Source organism: Shewanella pealeana ATCC 700345 (genome assembly GCF_000018285.1).
Classification (GTDB): domain Bacteria; phylum Pseudomonadota; class Gammaproteobacteria; order Enterobacterales; family Shewanellaceae; genus Shewanella; species Shewanella pealeana.
On sequence record NC_009901.1, the window covers coordinates 264,382 to 282,324 of the forward strand.

Annotated in this window: 20 protein-coding genes; 13 read left to right on the forward strand and 7 right to left on the reverse strand. The window is 44.6% G+C overall.

The features are described 5' to 3' along the window. Position 1 precedes the first annotated feature (1 nt). From SPEA_RS01290 to SPEA_RS01330, 9 genes are all read left to right on the forward strand, one after another. Entirely contained in the window at positions 2-1,081 is a 1,080-nt protein-coding gene (locus SPEA_RS01290; RefSeq protein ID WP_012153502.1) for a pilus assembly protein PilM, read from the forward strand. Beyond that, positions 1,069-1,650: a PilN domain-containing protein gene (locus SPEA_RS01295; RefSeq protein ID WP_012153503.1), complete on the forward strand. Its 582-nt coding sequence runs from the start codon at positions 1,069-1,071 to the stop codon at positions 1,648-1,650. The genes SPEA_RS01290 and SPEA_RS01295 overlap by 13 nt, the downstream gene beginning before the upstream one ends. Continuing rightward, on the forward strand, positions 1,647-2,267 hold the full coding sequence (locus tag SPEA_RS01300; RefSeq protein WP_012153504.1) for a type IV pilus inner membrane component PilO: 621 nt from the start codon (positions 1,647-1,649) through the stop codon (positions 2,265-2,267). Before SPEA_RS01295 ends, SPEA_RS01300 begins: the two co-directional genes overlap by 4 nt. After that, positions 2,267-2,782 (forward strand): pilus assembly protein PilP, encoded by a 516-nt coding sequence (locus SPEA_RS01305; RefSeq protein ID WP_086024337.1) that lies wholly within the window; start codon positions 2,267-2,269, stop codon positions 2,780-2,782. Before SPEA_RS01300 ends, SPEA_RS01305 begins: the two co-directional genes overlap by 1 nt. A gap of 21 nt (positions 2,783-2,803) precedes the next feature. Next, entirely contained in the window at positions 2,804-4,855 is a 2,052-nt protein-coding gene (locus SPEA_RS01310) for a type IV pilus secretin PilQ (protein WP_398353307.1), read from the forward strand. A 214-nt stretch (positions 4,856-5,069) separates the two neighbouring features. Next, entirely contained in the window at positions 5,070-5,585 is a 516-nt protein-coding gene (gene aroK / locus SPEA_RS01315; RefSeq protein WP_012153507.1) for a shikimate kinase AroK, read from the forward strand. Between the two features lie 3 nt (positions 5,586-5,588). Then, a complete protein-coding gene (gene aroB, locus SPEA_RS01320) occupies positions 5,589-6,668 on the forward strand; it encodes a 3-dehydroquinate synthase (RefSeq protein WP_012153508.1) in 1,080 nt (359 codons plus the stop codon). A 163-nt stretch (positions 6,669-6,831) separates the two neighbouring features. Further along, positions 6,832-8,313 (forward strand): AAA family ATPase, encoded by a 1,482-nt coding sequence (locus tag SPEA_RS01325; RefSeq protein ID WP_012153509.1) that lies wholly within the window; start codon positions 6,832-6,834, stop codon positions 8,311-8,313. 54 nt (positions 8,314-8,367) lie between these two features. After that, positions 8,368-9,207: a Dam family site-specific DNA-(adenine-N6)-methyltransferase gene (locus SPEA_RS01330; protein WP_012153510.1), complete on the forward strand. Its 840-nt coding sequence runs from the start codon at positions 8,368-8,370 to the stop codon at positions 9,205-9,207. Positions 9,208-9,255: 48 nt separating this feature from the next. Here the strand turns inward: SPEA_RS01330 and SPEA_RS01335 are convergent, their stop codons facing one another. Then, positions 9,256-9,441 (reverse strand): DUF2970 domain-containing protein, encoded by a 186-nt coding sequence (locus SPEA_RS01335; RefSeq protein WP_012153511.1) that lies wholly within the window; start codon positions 9,439-9,441, stop codon positions 9,256-9,258. A gap of 8 nt (positions 9,442-9,449) precedes the next feature. Next, positions 9,450-9,788 carry a hypothetical protein gene (locus SPEA_RS01340; protein WP_041410760.1) on the reverse strand — a complete coding sequence of 113 codons (339 nt, stop codon included), beginning with the start codon at positions 9,786-9,788 and terminating at the stop codon, positions 9,450-9,452. A 201-nt stretch (positions 9,789-9,989) separates the two neighbouring features. Here SPEA_RS01340 and rpe point away from each other — a divergent pair, with 201 nt between their 5' ends. The 3 genes from rpe to trpS are packed head-to-tail and all read left to right on the forward strand — an operon-like array spanning position 9,990 to position 12,382. Continuing rightward, positions 9,990-10,664: a ribulose-phosphate 3-epimerase gene (gene rpe, locus SPEA_RS01345; protein WP_012153513.1), complete on the forward strand. Its 675-nt coding sequence runs from the start codon at positions 9,990-9,992 to the stop codon at positions 10,662-10,664. A 3-nt stretch (positions 10,665-10,667) separates the two neighbouring features. Continuing rightward, positions 10,668-11,366: a phosphoglycolate phosphatase gene (locus tag SPEA_RS01350; protein WP_012153514.1), complete on the forward strand. Its 699-nt coding sequence runs from the start codon at positions 10,668-10,670 to the stop codon at positions 11,364-11,366. Between the two features lie 5 nt (positions 11,367-11,371). Beyond that, positions 11,372-12,382: a tryptophan--tRNA ligase gene (gene trpS / locus SPEA_RS01355; protein ID WP_012153515.1), complete on the forward strand. Its 1,011-nt coding sequence runs from the start codon at positions 11,372-11,374 to the stop codon at positions 12,380-12,382. A 66-nt stretch (positions 12,383-12,448) separates the two neighbouring features. Here trpS and SPEA_RS01360 read toward each other — a convergent pair whose 3' ends face one another. Continuing rightward, entirely contained in the window at positions 12,449-13,318 is an 870-nt protein-coding gene (locus tag SPEA_RS01360) for a LysR substrate-binding domain-containing protein (RefSeq protein WP_012153516.1), read from the reverse strand. Between the two features lie 142 nt (positions 13,319-13,460). Here SPEA_RS01360 and SPEA_RS01365 point away from each other — a divergent pair, with 142 nt between their 5' ends. Then, the gene (locus tag SPEA_RS01365) at positions 13,461-14,345 is read left to right on the forward strand and encodes a DMT family transporter (RefSeq protein WP_012153517.1); all 885 of its coding nucleotides are present in this window, start codon (positions 13,461-13,463) and stop codon (positions 14,343-14,345) included. A gap of 37 nt (positions 14,346-14,382) precedes the next feature. Here the strand turns inward: SPEA_RS01365 and SPEA_RS01370 are convergent, their stop codons facing one another. The 4 genes from SPEA_RS01370 to SPEA_RS01385 form a co-directional block, all read right to left on the reverse strand. Continuing rightward, on the reverse strand, positions 14,383-14,952 hold the full coding sequence (locus SPEA_RS01370) for a BON domain-containing protein (RefSeq protein ID WP_012153518.1): 570 nt from the start codon (positions 14,950-14,952) through the stop codon (positions 14,383-14,385). Next, positions 14,949-15,542: a phosphoheptose isomerase gene (locus tag SPEA_RS01375; protein ID WP_012153519.1), complete on the reverse strand. Its 594-nt coding sequence runs from the start codon at positions 15,540-15,542 to the stop codon at positions 14,949-14,951. Before SPEA_RS01375 ends, SPEA_RS01370 begins: the two co-directional genes overlap by 4 nt. A 73-nt stretch (positions 15,543-15,615) precedes the next feature. After that, the gene (locus SPEA_RS01380; RefSeq protein WP_012153520.1) at positions 15,616-15,954 is read right to left on the reverse strand and encodes a YraN family protein; all 339 of its coding nucleotides are present in this window, start codon (positions 15,952-15,954) and stop codon (positions 15,616-15,618) included. Between the two features lie 113 nt (positions 15,955-16,067). After that, a complete protein-coding gene (locus SPEA_RS01385; protein ID WP_012153521.1) occupies positions 16,068-17,942 on the reverse strand; it encodes a penicillin-binding protein activator in 1,875 nt (624 codons plus the stop codon). Between the last annotated feature and the right edge of the window lies 1 nt (position 17,943).

The window sequence follows — 17,943 nt, forward strand, 5'->3', positions numbered from 1 at the left end:
TATGCTTTCTAATTTATGGAAGCGTCAGGCCCCGCAGATGGTTGGGATCGATGTGGGATCCCATGAAGTAAAAGCTATTCTGTTGAGCAAGACTGCTGATGGGTACAAAATATTAAGCCATGCAGCCGTTCCTTTGAAAAAAGGAGCCGTTAATGATCATGAGATCCGTGATAGCGAGGCCGTCGTTGACGCGTTAAAACAGATAAAGCGCGTTTTACCAAAGTCTACTAAGTATGCCGCTGTTGCTGTTTCTGGTTCAGCAGTCATGACCAAAGTTATTTTTATGGATTCGGCATTAAGTGAAGAAGAGATGGAAGCTCAAATTGAAATTGAAGCCGACAATCTTATTCCTTATTCGCTTGATGAAGTGAATATCGATTTCGAAACCTTAAGCACTAATCGTACCGATCCCTCTAAAGTCGATGTGCTATTAAGCGCTTGTCGCTCTGAAAATATCGATAGTTTAAGTGACTCACTCGATGCGGTGAATCTAGAAGCTAAAGTGGTTGATGTTGAAGGCTATGCGCTAGGGCGATCTTTTGACATGATAGCTGGTCAACTGCCTGATGGTGTTAGCGATAAAGTCGTCGCGCTGGTGGATATTGGTGCCAACATCACCACATTCTCTGTTGTTGAGCACGGTGAAACCACATTTGTCCGTGAGCAAGCCTTTGGCGGTGAGCAGTTTACCCAGTCAATCTTATCTTTCTATGGTATGACCTATGAGCAGGCTGAAAAAGCTAAGCTTGAAGGTGAACTGCCACGTAACTATGTATTTGAGGTCTTATCGCCATTTCAGACTCAGTTATTACAACAAATTAAGCGCACCTTACAAATTTACTGCACCTCTAGTGGTCGAGATAAAGTAGACCATATTGTTTTGTGTGGTGGTACATCGAAGCTTGAGGGTATGACTGAGCTAATGGTTAATGAGTTAGGCGTGCATACGATTATTGCCGACCCATTCCAAGGATGCTTACATGCCGATGAGGCTATAAAGAACCATCTACAGCCTCAAATTAGCAAGTATATGTTGGCATGTGGCTTAGCGCTAAGGAGCTATTCAGAATGGCGAACATAAACTTATTACCTTGGCGTGAAGAAGCGAGAGAAAAACAGAAGCGAGATTACACCGGGATCTTAGCTCTAGTATTCTTAGTTTCTGGTTTAGTAGTTTATTTATCGTTGATGACAATCGATATGTTTATCGATGATCAGAAAAGTCGTAACGCTTATTTGCAATCTGAAATTCAGCTTCTTGAGTCGCAGATTTCTGAAATCACTAAAATCCGCACCCGTAAGAAAGATATTGAAAGACGAACCGAAATTATTTTGGGCCTACAGCAATCGAGAAACTTACCGACTCATGTGTTAGACGAATTAGTACGTGTTGTTCCACCTGGGATTTATCTGTCTAGTATCGAAAAGAAAGGCAGCATGTTGTGGATTGAGGGGCGTAGTGAGTCAAATAACAATGTCGCAAATATGATGCGAAAAATTGAAGCATCGGCTTGGTTGCAAGATCCTAATATGCAATCGATCGTCGCCCAAAATGAAGAATTAAGACAGTTACAGCGTTTCACATTAAGAGTGACAATAGTTAATGGTGAACTGCTATCTGCAAGCACAGTGCAGGGAGCGAGTAAATGAACTTAGATTTAGACCAATTTAAAGATATTGATTTTGAAAATATTGGTGCTTGGCCGCAACTGGTCAAAATTGTATTTGCTGTCGTATTGGCTGTGTGTGTGTTCGTTGGTAGCTATTTTCTATTCATTTCTGATGCTCTCGACTCGCTTAGTGCAGAGCAAAACAAAGAACAACAATTAAAAACAGACTTTAAATCCAAATATCAACTGGCGGCAAACTTGAAACTCTATCGTGAACAACTCGCGACAATGGAAATACAGTTTGCTGAACTACTTAAAATGTTGCCTTCAAAAAATGAAATGCCAGGATTGCTGGATGACATTACCTTTGTGGCAACAGATTCTGGGTTAAATATTAAGAGTCTAGATTGGGACTCGGAAATTGCTCGTGATTTCTATATCGAATTTCCTATCAAAATAGTGGTGGGCGGTGATTACCATGAATTAGGTCACCTAGTTGGAGGGGTTGCTCAGCTACCTCGAATTGTTAGCTTGCATGATTTTGTTATTAAGCGAAATGATTCTGGTGAGCTTGGCATGGATATTCTGGCTAAAACTTACCGATTTAAAGAGGGTGCCGAATTACCAGCAAAGGGGAAGAAGGGGGCGGTAAGATGATGAAACTGCTACCACTTTTAATGCTAAGTGTTTTACTTACAGGCTGTATTGGGGATAAAAGCGATCTGGAGCTGTTTGTTACTACAACCAAAGCTCAGCATGTTGCTCATATTCCGCCGTTAAAGGAGACACCGAAATTTGAGCACTTTGCCTATCAAGCCGATTTAATGAGAAGTCCTTATGTGCCGCCTTCAAGAGAGTTGACTGAAGAGGTTATCGATACCACTAAAGATTGCCTACAACCCGATTTAAAGCGCCGTAAAGGCCGGCTCGAGACTTATGCGTTAGATAATTTGCGTATGCGAGGCACCCTGAGCGAACGAGATGATATTTGGGCTCTACTTGAGACGACCGATGGCAGTGTTTACCGTTTAGGTGTAGGCCAATACTTGGGTCTTTATCATGGCAAAATAGCGAAAGTAACTCCGCAAACTGTCGAAATAATAGAATTAATCCCAGATGGATCCGGCTGCTGGACTGAACGCAACAGCAGTATGGAATTAACGGGAGAATAATAAGAGATGACTGAGGGAATAATGAGATCTTTAACCACGCCAAAAGCCAGCTTTAAGGTAATGCCTTTAGTTAAGGTCATTATTGGTTTCGTATTAATCGTTGGCATGACTCAGCATTCATATGCCGCAAATCGACTCATTGATGTCAAATATCACGCCGTTGTGGATCATCAGCTAGAACTACAGTTGATTTTTGAGAACGATATTAAAGAGCCTGAAATCGATTTAAATGCCTCTCCTGCACAGATCATTCTAGGGTTTGACGACAGTATTTCAGCATTAGAAAAGCAAACTTTGCCGATTAAAACCGTTGGTGTAGAAACTGTGAGTACGGTACCCAATGGTAATAACTTACAGGTTTTTGTAGGCTTAAATAAGGTGAAGCCTTATCAAGGTAAAGTGGTGGGTAATACCTATCGTTTAACCATTAATGACGAGGTGGCCAGTCAGGGAATAGCAGGCGAAAATCCTTTTGTTAATAGCATTGAGAATATTGATTTCCGCCGTACAGCTGATGGTGGTGGCGAGCTACTTGTAAAGCTCAATAATAGCTCCGTGGCTGCTAACGTTGAGCAGGTCGGTGCCAAGCTCGAACTAAAACTTTATAACACAGATATTAATAGTGATTTCTTATACGTGATGGATGTATATGATTTTGCGACACCCGTTAAGAGTTTTGAGACATTCAAAGAAGATTTAACCGCACGCTTTCTTATCGATATTGACGGTAACTATGAATATAACTACAAGCAAGACGGTAGTTTGTTCAAGTTAACCATGAAGAAAACCGAGCGCATGAATATCGTTAAGGAAGATAAGAAATATGATGGACGTTCACTGTCATTAAACTTCCAGAATATTTCGGTTAGAACCGTGCTGCAGATTATTGCCGATTACAACAACTTCAACTTGGTCACCAGTGATACAGTTGAAGGGGATATCACTTTAAGACTAGATGATGTGCCTTGGGATCAGGCATTAGATCTTATTCTGCAAGCAAAAGGCTTAGATAAGCGTATTGAAGGTAATATCTTGATGGTTGCACCTATCGAGGAGATCGCTATCCGTGAAAGCCAAGAGCTAAAGAATATGCAGGAAGTAAAGGAGCTAGCTCCGCTTTACTCTGAATATTTACAGATTAACTATGCTAAAGCCGTCGATATTGCCGCCTTGCTAAAGGGCGAAGACTCTAGTCTGTTAACTAGCCGTGGTAGTGTCGCAGTAGATGAGCGTACCAATACCCTATTGGTCAAAGATACTGAAGAGACATTGGAAAACATTCACCGCCTAATTGAAGTCTTAGATATACCAATCAAGCAGGTGTTGATTGAAGCGCGTATGGTGACAGTAAAGGACGATGTTTCAGAAGATCTTGGTGTGCGTTGGGGTGTTACTGATCAACAAGGAGATAAAGGAACGTCAGGTAGTTTAGAGGGGGCGGGTGATATCGCAAACGGCATAGTACCAAGCTTAAGCGATCGTTTAAACGTTAACCTTCCCGCAGCTGTGGCTAATCCTACAAGCATTGCATTTCATGTGGCTAAGCTTGCTGATGGTACAGTGCTAGACCTTGAGCTGAGTGCCTTAGAACAAGAAAATAAGGGTGAGATTATTGCGAGTCCGCGTATCACTACTTCTAACCAGAAAGCCGCTTTCATCGAGCAAGGTGTTGAGATCCCCTATGTTGAGGCAAGCTCAAGTGGTGCAACAACGGTAACCTTTAAAAAGGCAGTGTTATCGCTACGAGTGACACCTCAAATCACACCCGATAACCGAGTAATTTTAGATCTTGAAATTACCCAAGACTCGCAAGGTAAGACGGTTGATACGCCAACAGGACAAGCTGTCTCAATCGATACACAACGCATTGGCACGCAAGTGCTGGTGGACCACGGCGAGACGATTGTACTGGGCGGGATCTACCAGCAACAACTTATCAGCCGAGTGAGTAAAGTGCCTATTCTGGGGGATATCCCATACTTAGGCTTTATGTTCAGAAGTACTTCTGACAAAAATGAGCGACAGGAGCTACTCATTTTTGTTACGCCTAAGATAGTCTCCGAAGCGCTATAAATTATTTAGGCCCCCAAAGCCAGCGAAATCCGCTGGCTTTGTCAGTTTAGTTGATACATTTTTGATAGAAATGCATTCCACGCTTGCCATAGATGGCACTTAGCTGAGATAATCTGCGGTCAAGTCTCAATAGAGCAAGGTAAGATTAAAGGTCAACTCCGTTAATTTGAGTTGACGTTGGCAAACTTAAATAAGATTCAGACGTATAAATCAAATGGCCGAGAAACGTAATATTTTCCTAGTAGGCCCTATGGGGGCTGGTAAAAGCACTATAGGCCGTCATCTGGCACAGATGCTGCACTTAGAGTTCCACGATTCAGATCAAGAAATTGAAAGCCGCACAGGAGCTGATATCGCTTGGGTTTTTGATGTTGAAGGTGAAGAGGGTTTCCGCATTCGTGAAACACAAGTTGTCGCTGATCTGACAGAAAAACAAGGTATTGTCCTAGCAACAGGCGGTGGTTCGATTCAAAGCAAAGAGATCCGTAATAATCTTTCTGCACGCGGCATCGTTGTTTACCTAGAAACTACTATCGATAAGCAAGTCGCGCGTACGCAAAGAGATAAGCGTCGTCCATTGCTACAGGTTGACGACCCAAGAGAAGTGCTAGAGAGTCTAGCCGAGGTACGCAATCCTCTTTACGAAGAGATTGCAGACGTCATCGTTAAGACTGACGAACAAAGTGCCAAAGTTGTTGCAAATCAAATTATCGAACAGTTAGGTTTTTAAGATATGGCTAAACAGGTTCTGGTTGAGCTCGGAGAGCGTAGTTACCCAATTGAAATTGGCCAGAATTTGTTTAGTAGTAGCGAGCCATTGGCTCGCTATCTTCAAAATAAAAACATACTAATCGTCACCAACGAAACGATAGCGCCTCTCTATCTTCAACAGATAGAAGCTATGCTGTCGGATTTCGCGTGCGTCAAACCCGTCATTCTTCCCGACGGTGAACAGTACAAAACGCTTGAACAGATGAATACGATATTCACTTCATTGCTAGAACAGAATCTAGGTAGAGATACGGTTTTGATTGCTCTAGGCGGTGGTGTGATTGGCGATATGACAGGTTTTGCTGCAGCGAGCTACCAGCGTGGTGTGGATTTTATTCAGATCCCCACGACCTTGTTGTCTCAAGTGGATTCCTCTGTTGGTGGTAAAACCGCAGTTAATCATCCACTAGGTAAAAATATGATAGGCGCCTTCTATCAACCTAAGTGTGTATTAATTGACACCCATTGCCTAAGCACTTTACCTAAGCGCGAGTTTGCTGCGGGAATGGCTGAGGTGATCAAGTACGGTGTTATTTGGGATGCCGAGTTTTTCCAATGGCTTGAAAACAACGTTGAAGCGTTGAAATCATTAGATACACAAGCGCTCGAATATGCAATTAGCCGTTGCTGTGAAATTAAGGCCGAAGTCGTAGAGAAGGACGAAACCGAACAAGCTGTGCGTGCATTGCTTAATTTGGGACATACCTTTGGCCACGCAATAGAAGCTGAAATGGGCTACGGTGTTTGGCTGCACGGTGAAGCTGTCTCTGCTGGCACAGTCCTTGCTGCAATAACCTCAAATAAGCTTGGGTTAGTTGATGAGTCAATTGTTTGTCGTATAACAGCGTTATTAGCGGCATTTGATCTGCCTACAACTGCTCCCGACACAATGGATTTTGAGCAATTCATTAAGCATATGCGCCGCGACAAGAAGGTGCTCAAAGGTCAGTTACGACTCATTTTACCTGAAGGCATAGGCCAAGCAGGGATCTACAGTGACGTTACCGATGAGCTGCTGGAAGAGGTTATCAGCTGCGCATAAACTATGTGGCAGGTGATGGGTGAACGCTAAATTCAGTATTCAAAAACAAGTCTTTAAATTTTCTTTCCTAGCTATGAGCCCTTTTAGACATAGTTACGGATCTTTGCTGCTTAAAATTAATAGCAAGCCTTTATGGTCGCAATTGAATTGGGGTCAGATCTAGATGTCGTTTTCAGCTGGGTCCACTTTACTACCAAGCCAGGATGCATTACTGCATCGTCTATTGCATCTGAGTTTGTACGGTGAGCAATTGATGGTGTTAACGGGTGAAGATGGCGCCGGTAAAACCACCCTGGCCACGGCGCTAGTGAATGAATTAGAGAACCATAGTTCTGCATTAGTTATTTGCCCCAAGCATTGTGATAGCGCTGAAATTAGACGAAAAATACTTATTCAGTTGCTCAGCGATCCTGTGTTTGATGATGAGATCCCATTGCCTGAATGCTTGCTGAGTACCCTAGACTCTTTGCCAGCTGAGAGCTGCATAGTGTTAGATGATGCGCACCTATTGCCTCTAGATGTTTGGGCCGAGTGCATTGTGCTTAGCCAAATGAATTTGCCTGGAAAGGTGATTAAGATCTTAATGACATCACCTATTGAGTTTTTGAATGATGTTGTCGGTCAGCTTCCTGAGTCACTCTTAGAGCAAGTGCTCCCAATCAATATCGAACCATTAGCGCAAGCTGAGCGCGAAGGTTTGTACTACACGCTTTTAAGTCGTACTGAGCAGCAACCGTTTACACCAAGAGACATAGTTAAAAATCGTTTGGAGCAACAACTAGGCACGCCGAAAGAAGTGGTAAATCTACTTGAGCTTGCCCTTAATGGCGAGCAAGAGTTGCCGCCGAAAAAGTCCAAACTAAAAGTACTTATTGTTACCTCGGCATTAAGCATAATCGCCTTGCTAGCGGTTTGGTTGCTGAGCGATAGCAATGGCAGCGCGAATGTTGCCGCGGCTAACAAGGTCGAATTTGCTCTAAATACAAACGAGCAATTTGTTGTTGATAATGCATTTCTTATTGAGTACGCCGAACGTGTACTTGAAGACTATTCGCCTATATCCGGCTCGGGAGAACAGGGGGGAGTGAGTCATAGTGTGAGCGCTGCGGCTGATATCGAGTCTGATGTGATTGAGCCTGCTGAAGTTGACGAATTAAACGAGTCTGCTGGAGCTAAAGCGGTTACCACCTATGGCGCCAAGCAAGCTTCTACGTTTGATGTTATCGAACAGCCAGTAAAATCGGCAAGGTCTCAGTTTTCCGAGCTGCGCAGTGATTTCATTGGCAAGTCGAGTGCGAATGGCTCAGAAGAGAGCTCGTTGACACAGCAAGATGAGGCGGCTGATAAACGAGCCCAAGAGGTGATGCCAGTAGAGGGTTACACTTTACAATTGGCTAGCGTAAAGCGGCTAGACTCGCTGTATAACACACTCAAAAAGTTGAAAGGTATTCCTCAAGTGAAAGTGGCGCGCTATAAGCAACGCTGGGTCGTGTTACTGGGGGAGTTTAGTAGCCGGAAAATTGCACAAGAACAGTCGGCATTGTTGATAGCGGAAACGGGAATTTCAGCGCCTTGGATCCGAGCTTGGCAAAATCTTAGTGAATATGAGTTGCAAGATGTACTTCCAACTCGTGAAATTCAATAATAAACAGAGTACAATCATCAGCTCTCTTTTTTTCACAGTGTTCAATCAATTTAAATGATTAAAAAACAAAGAGCCTTTCTAAAGTGGGCAGGCGGAAAATTTAAACTGATTGAAGCCTTGGCAGAGCATTTGCCTGAAGGTGATCGCCTTGTTGAGCCTTTTGTCGGTGCCGGTTCGGTATTTCTTAACAGCAATTACAGCCAATACCTTTTGTGCGATATTAATCATGATTTGATTAATTTGTACAAGATCGTGAAAAAAGAGCCCGATAGATATATCGAAGCTGCGAAGGCGCTTTTCGTTCCAGAGATGAATGATAAAGAGGCTTACTACAAAATCCGTACAGCCTTTAATGCGACTCAAGATCCTTTTACGCGCTCAGTCTATTTTCTTTATATGAATCGTCATGGTTTTAATGGCCTATGTCGTTATAACCGCAAAGGTGGTTTCAATGTGCCATTTGGTTCATATAAAAAACCATACTTCCCAGAAAAAGAGATCCTTGCGTTTTCGCTTAAGGCGCAAAATGCCGAGTTTCATTGCATCGGTTATGAGCAGGCGATCGATATGACGAAATCTGGCGATGTGGTTTATTGCGATCCGCCTTATGCTCCTTTATCTTCGACTGCCAGCTTTACAACCTATGTAGGCAGCGGCTTCTCGTTAGACGATCAGGCATTGCTTGCTAGAAAAGCACGTCATACGGCGATAGAAAGAGGCATTCCGGTACTGATTAGTAACCATGATATTCCGTTAACGCGTGAGCTATACCATGGCGCTCGTTTTGGCACGATACAGGTTCAACGTAACATCAGTCAGAAGGGGAGCAGTCGCAAGAAGGTCGATGAATTGATGGCCTTGTATGATGACTCTTACCATAGTGAAAACGACTAGTCTAAATTTGCTGATTATTAAGTAAGTGCCGACTTATCCCAATCGGTATTAAGCGAGCACTTGCTTAACAATAAGCAGTAAGCCAGCCACAAACACAATCGCCAGCACTATCCCCATGATTATAAAGGGCAGAGGTGAAGATTCTTGGAAGTCTCTAAGGCGATTTTGTTCTGTTTGTACACCAAAAAATGCCGCTATTGTACTCGAGAAAAGTTGCCAGAGCTGGCGCAGCATGTCGGCGATTACTTACCGTTAAGTGGAGAGCTTTTACTAATAGGTGCACTTTCGTGACCGTATAACAGCTCAAACAGATCGATAAAGTGTAATTGATTGGTCTGGCTCTTACCTGTTAACCAACTTTTCCAACTTAGATCATCTGACTGGCTCGCGCAGCGATTACTCGGATGGCTCGCAGGCAGGCTAGGGTTATATTGGTTGCTTGTACTATCACAGGCACAAGCATTGTTTGATGCTGTTTCTACAGCAGTAGACGACAAAGCAAGTGTTCCAATTGCAGAGCTCGCAAGCGCAAGAATCACAGCAGATTTTAGCATTGCTGTATTCTGGATAAGTCCTTTCATCACGCCTCCTTTATTAACTAGGTCGAAACATTATAGCAAAGCCGGCTATATTTTAAACATTTTTTCCCCGTAAATTCCATATCACTGTTTAAGTGAATTATTTTATCTATGCAATTTATCTTAAATGGGCGCTCAAGTCTGGAGGGCTATAGCTGCAACAGGTAGAATAGCGTATTTCTTAAACATTCAGGTGAGTTCGATATGCGTCCATTTTTGATTGCTCCTTCTATTTTATCTGCCGATTTTGCTCGTTTAGGTGAAGATGTCGATGCGGTATTAGCCGCAGGGGCAGATGTAGTTCATTTTGATGTCATGGACAATCATTATGTGCCAAATCTAACAATTGGCCCTATGGTATGCCAGGCGCTACGCAACTACGGTGTCACAGCCGATATCGACGTGCACCTAATGGTGAAGCCAGTCGACCGCATCATTCCTGATTTTGCTGAGGCGGGTGCATCGATTATTACGTTCCATCCAGAAGCCTCTGAGCATGTGGACCGCACGCTGCAGCTGATTAAAGAGTCTGGCTGTAAAGCGGGCCTAGTATTTAACCCAGCAACGCCTCTTCATTACCTAGACCATGTAATGGATAAACTAGACGTGATTTTGCTTATGTCAGTAAACCCAGGTTTTGGTGGCCAATCATTTATTCCGACTACTTTGGATAAATTGCGTCAAGTGCGTAAGTTGATTGATGACAGCGGTTACGACATTCGCTTACAAGTTGATGGCGGTGTAAAGGTCGATAATATTGGCGAAATCGCAGCTGCGGGGGCGGACATGTTTGTTGCAGGTTCAGCTATTTTCAATAAGCCTGATTACAAGGCGGTAATCGACGAGATGCGTGCAGAACTTGCAAGCGTTGAGGCGTAATCAATGAACCCTTTTAGTCAAATCAACGCGGTAGCATTTGACTTAGACGGAACGCTGATCGATAGCGTTCCGGATCTAGCGGCTGCCACGCGCGCGACCCTAGAAGAGCTAAACCTTCCACTTTGCAGCGATGAACTAGTGCGAAGCTGGGTGGGTAATGGCGCTGAGATGCTAATGCGTAGAGCATTATCTTTTGCCCTTGCTACTGAAGTGAGTGAAGAAAAGCTGCAAAACACGATGCCGCGCTTTATGCATTTTTATAAGCAAAACCTGCAGCAACACAGCGTGCTATATGCCGGTGTGGAGTCGGTATTATCCCAGCTCAAGCAAGCGGGCTATCGGATGGCGATTGTCACCAACAAGCCTTACGAATTCACCATACCGCTACTTAAAGCATTTAATATTCATGGTTACTTTGACATAGTGCTTGGCGGAGACTCATTAACAAAGATGAAACCCGATCCATTGCCACTGCAGCATATTTTGCACGAGTGGCAGTTAGAATCTGAGCAGTTGTTGATGGTTGGCGACTCAAAGAATGACATATTAGCGGCAAAAGCGGCTAAGGTTGCTTCTGTGGGCTTGACCTATGGCTACAACTACGGTGAAGATATCGGGCTAAGCGGCCCAGATGCCGTATGTGAACAATTTAGTGAAATAACCGCGCTACTTAATCAGTGCGATAAAGCAACGGAGCAATAAACAAAATGACGACCCCCCTAACGAAACCAGTAGTTCTAAGCGGAGCGCAGCCATCGGGCGAGCTAACCATCGGCAACTATATGGGCGCGTTACGTCAGTGGGTTGCAATGCAAGATAGTCATGATTGCCTTTATTGCGTCGTTGACCTGCATGCGATTACTGTCAGACAAGACCCAGTAAAATTACGTGAGGCGTGTCTTGATACGTTAGCACTGTATTTAGCTTGTGGTGTTGACCCTAAAAAGAGCACGGTATTTATCCAATCTCAGGTGCCACAGCACACTCAGCTTGGCTGGGCGCTAAACTGTTACACCCAGATGGGTGAACTAAACCGTATGACGCAGTTTAAAGACAAGTCTCAGAAGCATGCTAACAACATCAACGTCGGCCTATTTGGTTACCCTGTATTGATGGCTGCTGATATCTTGCTTTACCAAGCGAACGAAATCCCTGTGGGTCAAGATCAGAAGCAACACTTAGAGCTGACTCGTGATATCGCGACACGCTTTAACAATGCTTATGGCGAAACATTTGTCGTTCCAGAACCATTTATTCCTGAGCATGGCGCTAAGGTGATGTCACTACAAGATCCGCTGAAGAAGATGTCTAAGTCTGACGATAACCGTAATAACGTAATCGGCCTGCTTGAAGATCCGAAAGCTATCATGAAGAAGATCAAAAAAGCGATGACAGATGGCCAAGAGCCGCCAGTTGTACGTTTCGACGTTGCTGAAAAGCCAGGTGTATCAAACCTACTGAGTCTAATGTCTGGCTGTACTGGTCAGTCAATTGCCAGTCTTGAAGCTGAGTTTGAAGGCAAGATGTATGGTCATTTGAAAGTGGCAACCGGTGAAGCCGTTGTCGGTATGCTTGAGCCGCTACAGCAGCGCTTTAAAGAATACCGTGCAGACCAAGACTTCTTGAATCAAGTGATGAGAGACGGAGCTGAAAAAGCACAGGCTCGCGCTGAAGTCACAATCAAGAACGTCTACGAGAAGATCGGTCTTATCGTTTAACTCGATGCGAGTTAATGAAAGCCAGCGATATTCGCTGGCTTTTTTGTTGGGTTATTCATAGATTAGCTACTGTAGGCTTAACCAAGTCACAAAGGCGGCAATGGCAGGCTCTTTGAGTCGACGCTGTTTACAACTGAAGTAGAATTCAAATCCAGTCAGGATATCGGGTAAATCCAACTCAACTAACAAGCCCCTTTCGATGTCGGCTTGCACCATAAAGTCCGATGCGAGGGCAATTCCTTGACCAGCAATAGCTGCCTCAATCGCCATTAACACATGACTAAAAATATGCTGTTGTTGCTCAGCAGGCAGAGCTAAATTATTTGCCACAAACCATCTGTCCCAATCTAATCCGAGTGGACCTTCGTCAACAGTTAGCAATGGGTGTTTAGCTAATTCGTCCAGTGCTAAGCTATCTGAATCCATCAAGCTTGGGCTAATAACCGGAATTAAGCGCTCTTTATGCAACAAGTGATGATGGTAACCTAATTGGCCGCTTTGGCCGGTGATAAACATATCTGCCACGCTGTCGCTTAACTCGGGATCATCAGCAATCATATCGAGGCGGATCTTTATCTGTGGATGTTGGCGTCTAAAGTCGCTGAGTCTTGGAATGAGCCATTTGATCGCAAATGAGCTGTAAACGGCAAGGCGAAGCTGATCATTACTGTCGCCACTTATTTGCATGCTTAAGTCACTCAGTTCATTAAAGATCCGTTCTAACTCTTTATATAGCAACTCGCCTTTGCTAGTCAGTCGTAGCTGGCGTCCCTCACGCTTAAATAGCCGCTCGCCATAGTGCTCTTCAAGCTGTTTTACTTGATGAGATACGGCACTTTGGGTAATGCAAAGCTCTGTGGCTGCGCGTGAGAAATGTGACTGTCTGGCAGCGGCTTCGAATACTTGCAACGCCCTAAGCGGAGGCAGTTTGCGCATGGCTAGAGTCCTAGTATGAATTTAATAGGTGATCTTTATCATAGTATTAATTTAATTCATGTATGGCTAAAAAACATCATTTTAGTTTAGCTTTTGCGGGCTATATCATGCGCCTAAATTCAGTTGTACTGTGGAATAACAGATGAAATCCAATGTCATGATTGCCATGGCAATACTCGTTTTTGGTAACCTTTTTAGCGCACTCTATGATGTGTCCATTAAGTGGATCCCTGAGGGAAGTAACGCGGCTACCTTTTTGTTAATACGGCAGCTACTGTCGGTGCTGATGTTATTGCCACTATGGTTTTATGCCAAAAGACCAACGACTAAGCACCTGAAAGTGCACTTCTTTCGCTCTAACACTGGGGCATTGGGCGCGGTGTGCCTGATCATGGGCTTAATGTCATTACCGATTGCCACGGTAAGTTCACTGTTTTTCTCTGCACCGCTGATGATAGTGCTGATGGGCTCGATTTTCCTAAAAGAGAAGGTCACGTCGACTCAATGGATCGCCACTATTTTAGGTTTTATTGGCATCTTAATACTATTGCGCCCAAGTGAGATAAATTGGTTTGGTGTTGCTGTGTTGATCTCGGCATTCACCTTTGCCCTGAATCAGCTAGCGCTACGTAAACTACCCTACACCGAAAACCCGAGTGTCACCTTGATGCTCTATAACACCCTCAGTATCCCGCTTACATTCATTATGGTGTTAGTGCAGGGCTTCGAGGGGGTCAGTTGGGCTCTAATTGGCATGGCTGCGCTCAGTAATAGTTTCTTGCTGGCCTATCATTGGTTATGTGTGCTGGCTTACCGTAAGGCCGAGGCGAGTCAAATTGCGATTGCCGAATACACTGGGCTACTATTTTGTGTATTGTTTGGCTGGTTATTGTTTGATGAGTGGTTAGATGGTTTAAGCTGGGTTGGTGCAGGCTTTATCGTGTTGCCGTCTTTAATTATCCCATGGGTTGCGGCTCGGATAGCTTATTTAAGACCAAAAAAAATCATCGAGCAAAAGGCTGGATGATTTCTTTAATCGCTGGTGGACGTCTCTGTATTACAGATTAAGAGTCCGTGTATTCAAATACCTTAATGACTTTACGTACGCCAGCGGTATTTCGAGCGACCTCAACGGCTAAGTCGGCCTGATCTCGCTCAACATAGCCAATCAGAAACACTTCGCCATTTTCAGTCACGACTTTGATGTTAGTGACATCTAAGCCTTTCTCATTAAGCATACGTCCCTTCACCTTAGTGGTGATCCAGGTGTCGTTGCTACGGGTAGTAAATGAGGTGGGATTACCTATGCGGATCTGGTTGTGGATCTTGCCACCAATCTGCAATTCTTTAACCACGCGAATGGCTTTATCTCTCAGCATAGAGTTTGGCGATTGGCCAATCATCAATACATTTGAGTTCATGACTATGCCGCTAATGTTGGCCTGATTATTCAGATCATCATGAGAGGACAACGCGGCTGAGACATTAAAGTCGGCATTAGTATCGTCAATTTGAGTCTTAAAGCTGCGCTCGTCATTAACCATCATTGCACCGCCAACTGCGCCGACCATAATGGCTCCTGCGCAGCCTTGCAGCATTAATACAACGGCGATTAATGGGAGCAGTGCTCTCATGCCTGCTCGTCCTGCGGGAATAGTGTGCGGTCGATATTGTCACATAGGCAGTGAATCGCTAGCAGGTGAACTTCCTGAATACGTGCCGTCACGTTTGAAGGTACGCGGATCTCAACGTCATTGACGCTCAGAAGGCCAGCCATCGCGCCGCCGTCTTTACCGGTTAACGAGACAATCGTCATATCACGGCTTAGGGCTGCTTCCATCGCCTTAATTACGTTACCTGAATTACCACTAGTTGAAATGGCTAGCAGGATATCGCCAGGCTGACCCAGTGCCATGATCTGCTTAGAGAAAATCTCATCATAGCTGTAATCGTTAGCAATCGCAGTGATGGTTGAAGTATCACAGCTTAATGCAATCGCAGGTAGCGGTGGACGCTCAATTTCATAGCGGTTCAACAGTTCAGCAGAGAAGTGCTGCGCATCGCCAGCACTACCGCCATTACCACAGGCCAAAATTTTATTACCACCGAGTAGACAGTTAACCATCATCTCTGCGGCTTTTGCGATTGACTCTGGCAGGGCTTCAGATGCATCAATCTTAGTTTGAATTGATTCGGTAAAGCTGTCTTTTATGCGTTCTAACATGGATAAACCCTATGTTTATATATGCTTGGTATAACGGTATTTTACCGAACTGAGCATATGAAAATTAAGCTATTTAAAAAGCATCGCGGATCCACTGCATGGCATCGGGATCGACCGCGACAACATCGAAACGACATATGGCATCGATTCGATTAATCTGTATGTAATGACTCGCCGCTTTTCTAATGCGTAGAGTTTGTGCTTGGCTCAAGGCATTAACGGCTCCACCGTATTGAGATGGAGAGCGGTATTTTACCTCAACGAACACCCAATCGCTGCCATCTTTCATCACAATGTCGATTTCGCCAAAGCGATATCGTACGTTTTGTTCGACAAATGTCAGGCCGCGTTGTTCCAAGTACCGCCGTGCACTATGTTCGGCTATTTGACCCTGGTTCTGATTCTTTGCCATCAAACTCGCTCATCCCTGTGGCGTCAATTTGACTATATCCTAAAGCAATAACCTAGACTGCTTTTCTGTGCGAATTTACCTGTAAATCTTGCTGACCTCAGGGGGCATCTGCTTTATAGCGGACGTAAGTTACCTCTCTGGTAGCGACCCCAGCTGAGTTGACGGTTTAATGTGCCGTCAGGTTGCACCGATAACATTCCGCTACGACCTGAAAACTGATAGCCAGGTAAGGCGCGCATCTGAGCCAGTTTACCCACTAAATCCAGCGCATCATAGCCCATAATAAATAGTCTTTTGCGGCTATTGCTCCAGCTTGGCCATAGCTCGTTAACCATTTGAGTTTCGGTGTTCGGCGTCAGTAACCAAGGTATATCGCTGATGGTGAGGTTATTTAGCTCTTCAGCGGTATTGCGGCTGTTGCCTTCTACTCGGCTACGGCTGGTGGTGTAGAGCGGAACCGGATCGGCGAATACACTGAAGTTAACATCGATAAAGGGTTTAAGCAGCACTAAATCTTGGCTGGCAGAGATCATATAAATCGCATCAATATCACGGCGTGAACGGAAGTCGGCCTCAATTTTAGGCGTTAGAATCGCTTTGATGCGGGCAATACGTTCCTTACTGTCGATAACCCCTAGAGCCTTTTGCACCGTGACTTTCATCTTATCGCCGCCGTCATAGTAGTGAATTTCGGCAGCGTTATTGGTTAGTTTTTGCCAAGCGTTATCAAAGCTATCAGCCATGCGGTGGCCAACAGCATCGTTGCTCACTAGTAACAAAGGCTGCTTAATACCATCATTGTATAGGCGCTGAGCGGCATCGATAGCCTCATCGGTTGGAGACAGAGCAAAGAAGAACTTATCAGGATCTGCGGTAAAGCTATCGATATGGTTTAAAAACAACTGTGGAATCGTTTTATTGGCAATCGGTGCGATAGGCGCTGAAGGGCTAGTTGCAGACACTGTTTCAGCTGTCGGCGTCATACTTTGTAACTGCTCGACCTCAGACTGCAGTAACGGACCAATTATAAACTCTGCACCCGCAGCAACAGCTTGCTGGTAAGCGGCTTGAGCTCCGGTCGCTGTATCGAAAAAGTTAAGCGTCACATCGTCATCGCCCATTGCCATATAGTTAGCAAGAATACCTTGTTTTACGGTGTTAGCGACAACGGCGCGCGAACCTGTTAATGGCAGTAATACAGCGATATTTTTCGGTTGGTAAGGCTGGGTATTGAGCGCCTTTTCTAAATCTGTTGGCAATTTTGCCGCAGCAGGGTGATTTGGATTGAGCTGTTGCCAGCTGCCTAAGTGGCGCACCAGGTCGTTAGGGTCAACGGCGTAGTGTTTAGCTATGTAGGCAAGCTGAACCCAGCCAGCAAAAATAGGGTTTGATCTATCGTCGCTAAAGCTAAGTAGTGTCTGTTCGTTAATCTGCTGCAGAGAGCGCCAAATAGTGTCATTGACCTCATGGGCTTCGGCGGCTGGTAGATACTGACTGAGTAAACTGAGCTGTCTAACCTGATCGATTGGCTGGTTAACTTGCTGGTATAGGTGCGCCTTGAACTGGTAGTAGCTGACCCATTGCCAGTTAGGTAGTTTCCAGTTGCTTGGATATTTGAGCACCTGCAGAGCATGATCATAGGTAGAGGTCATCTCTAGCACGCGAGCCGAAAGGTAAATATGCTCGGCCAGTAACTCAGGCTTTTGACTGATATCTTGCGCAATAGACTTCAATGCTTTATCGGCGGCGCTGGCATTACCTTCATTGATAAAGGCATGGGCGGCGAGTAAAACATACTTATCCTGAGTTTCTTTATTTTTTTCGTTGGCAGCTAATGCCAAGTATTGTGATGACGGCTTGGTCACCGACGATAAAGAAACTTCAGTCTTTTCAGTCTTTACCGGCGCAGAAGTCGTGCCGCAACCGAACAAAACCGCAGATAAAATTGCGATAGAGATAAATTTTGTTGTATTCAGTCTTTTTAACACG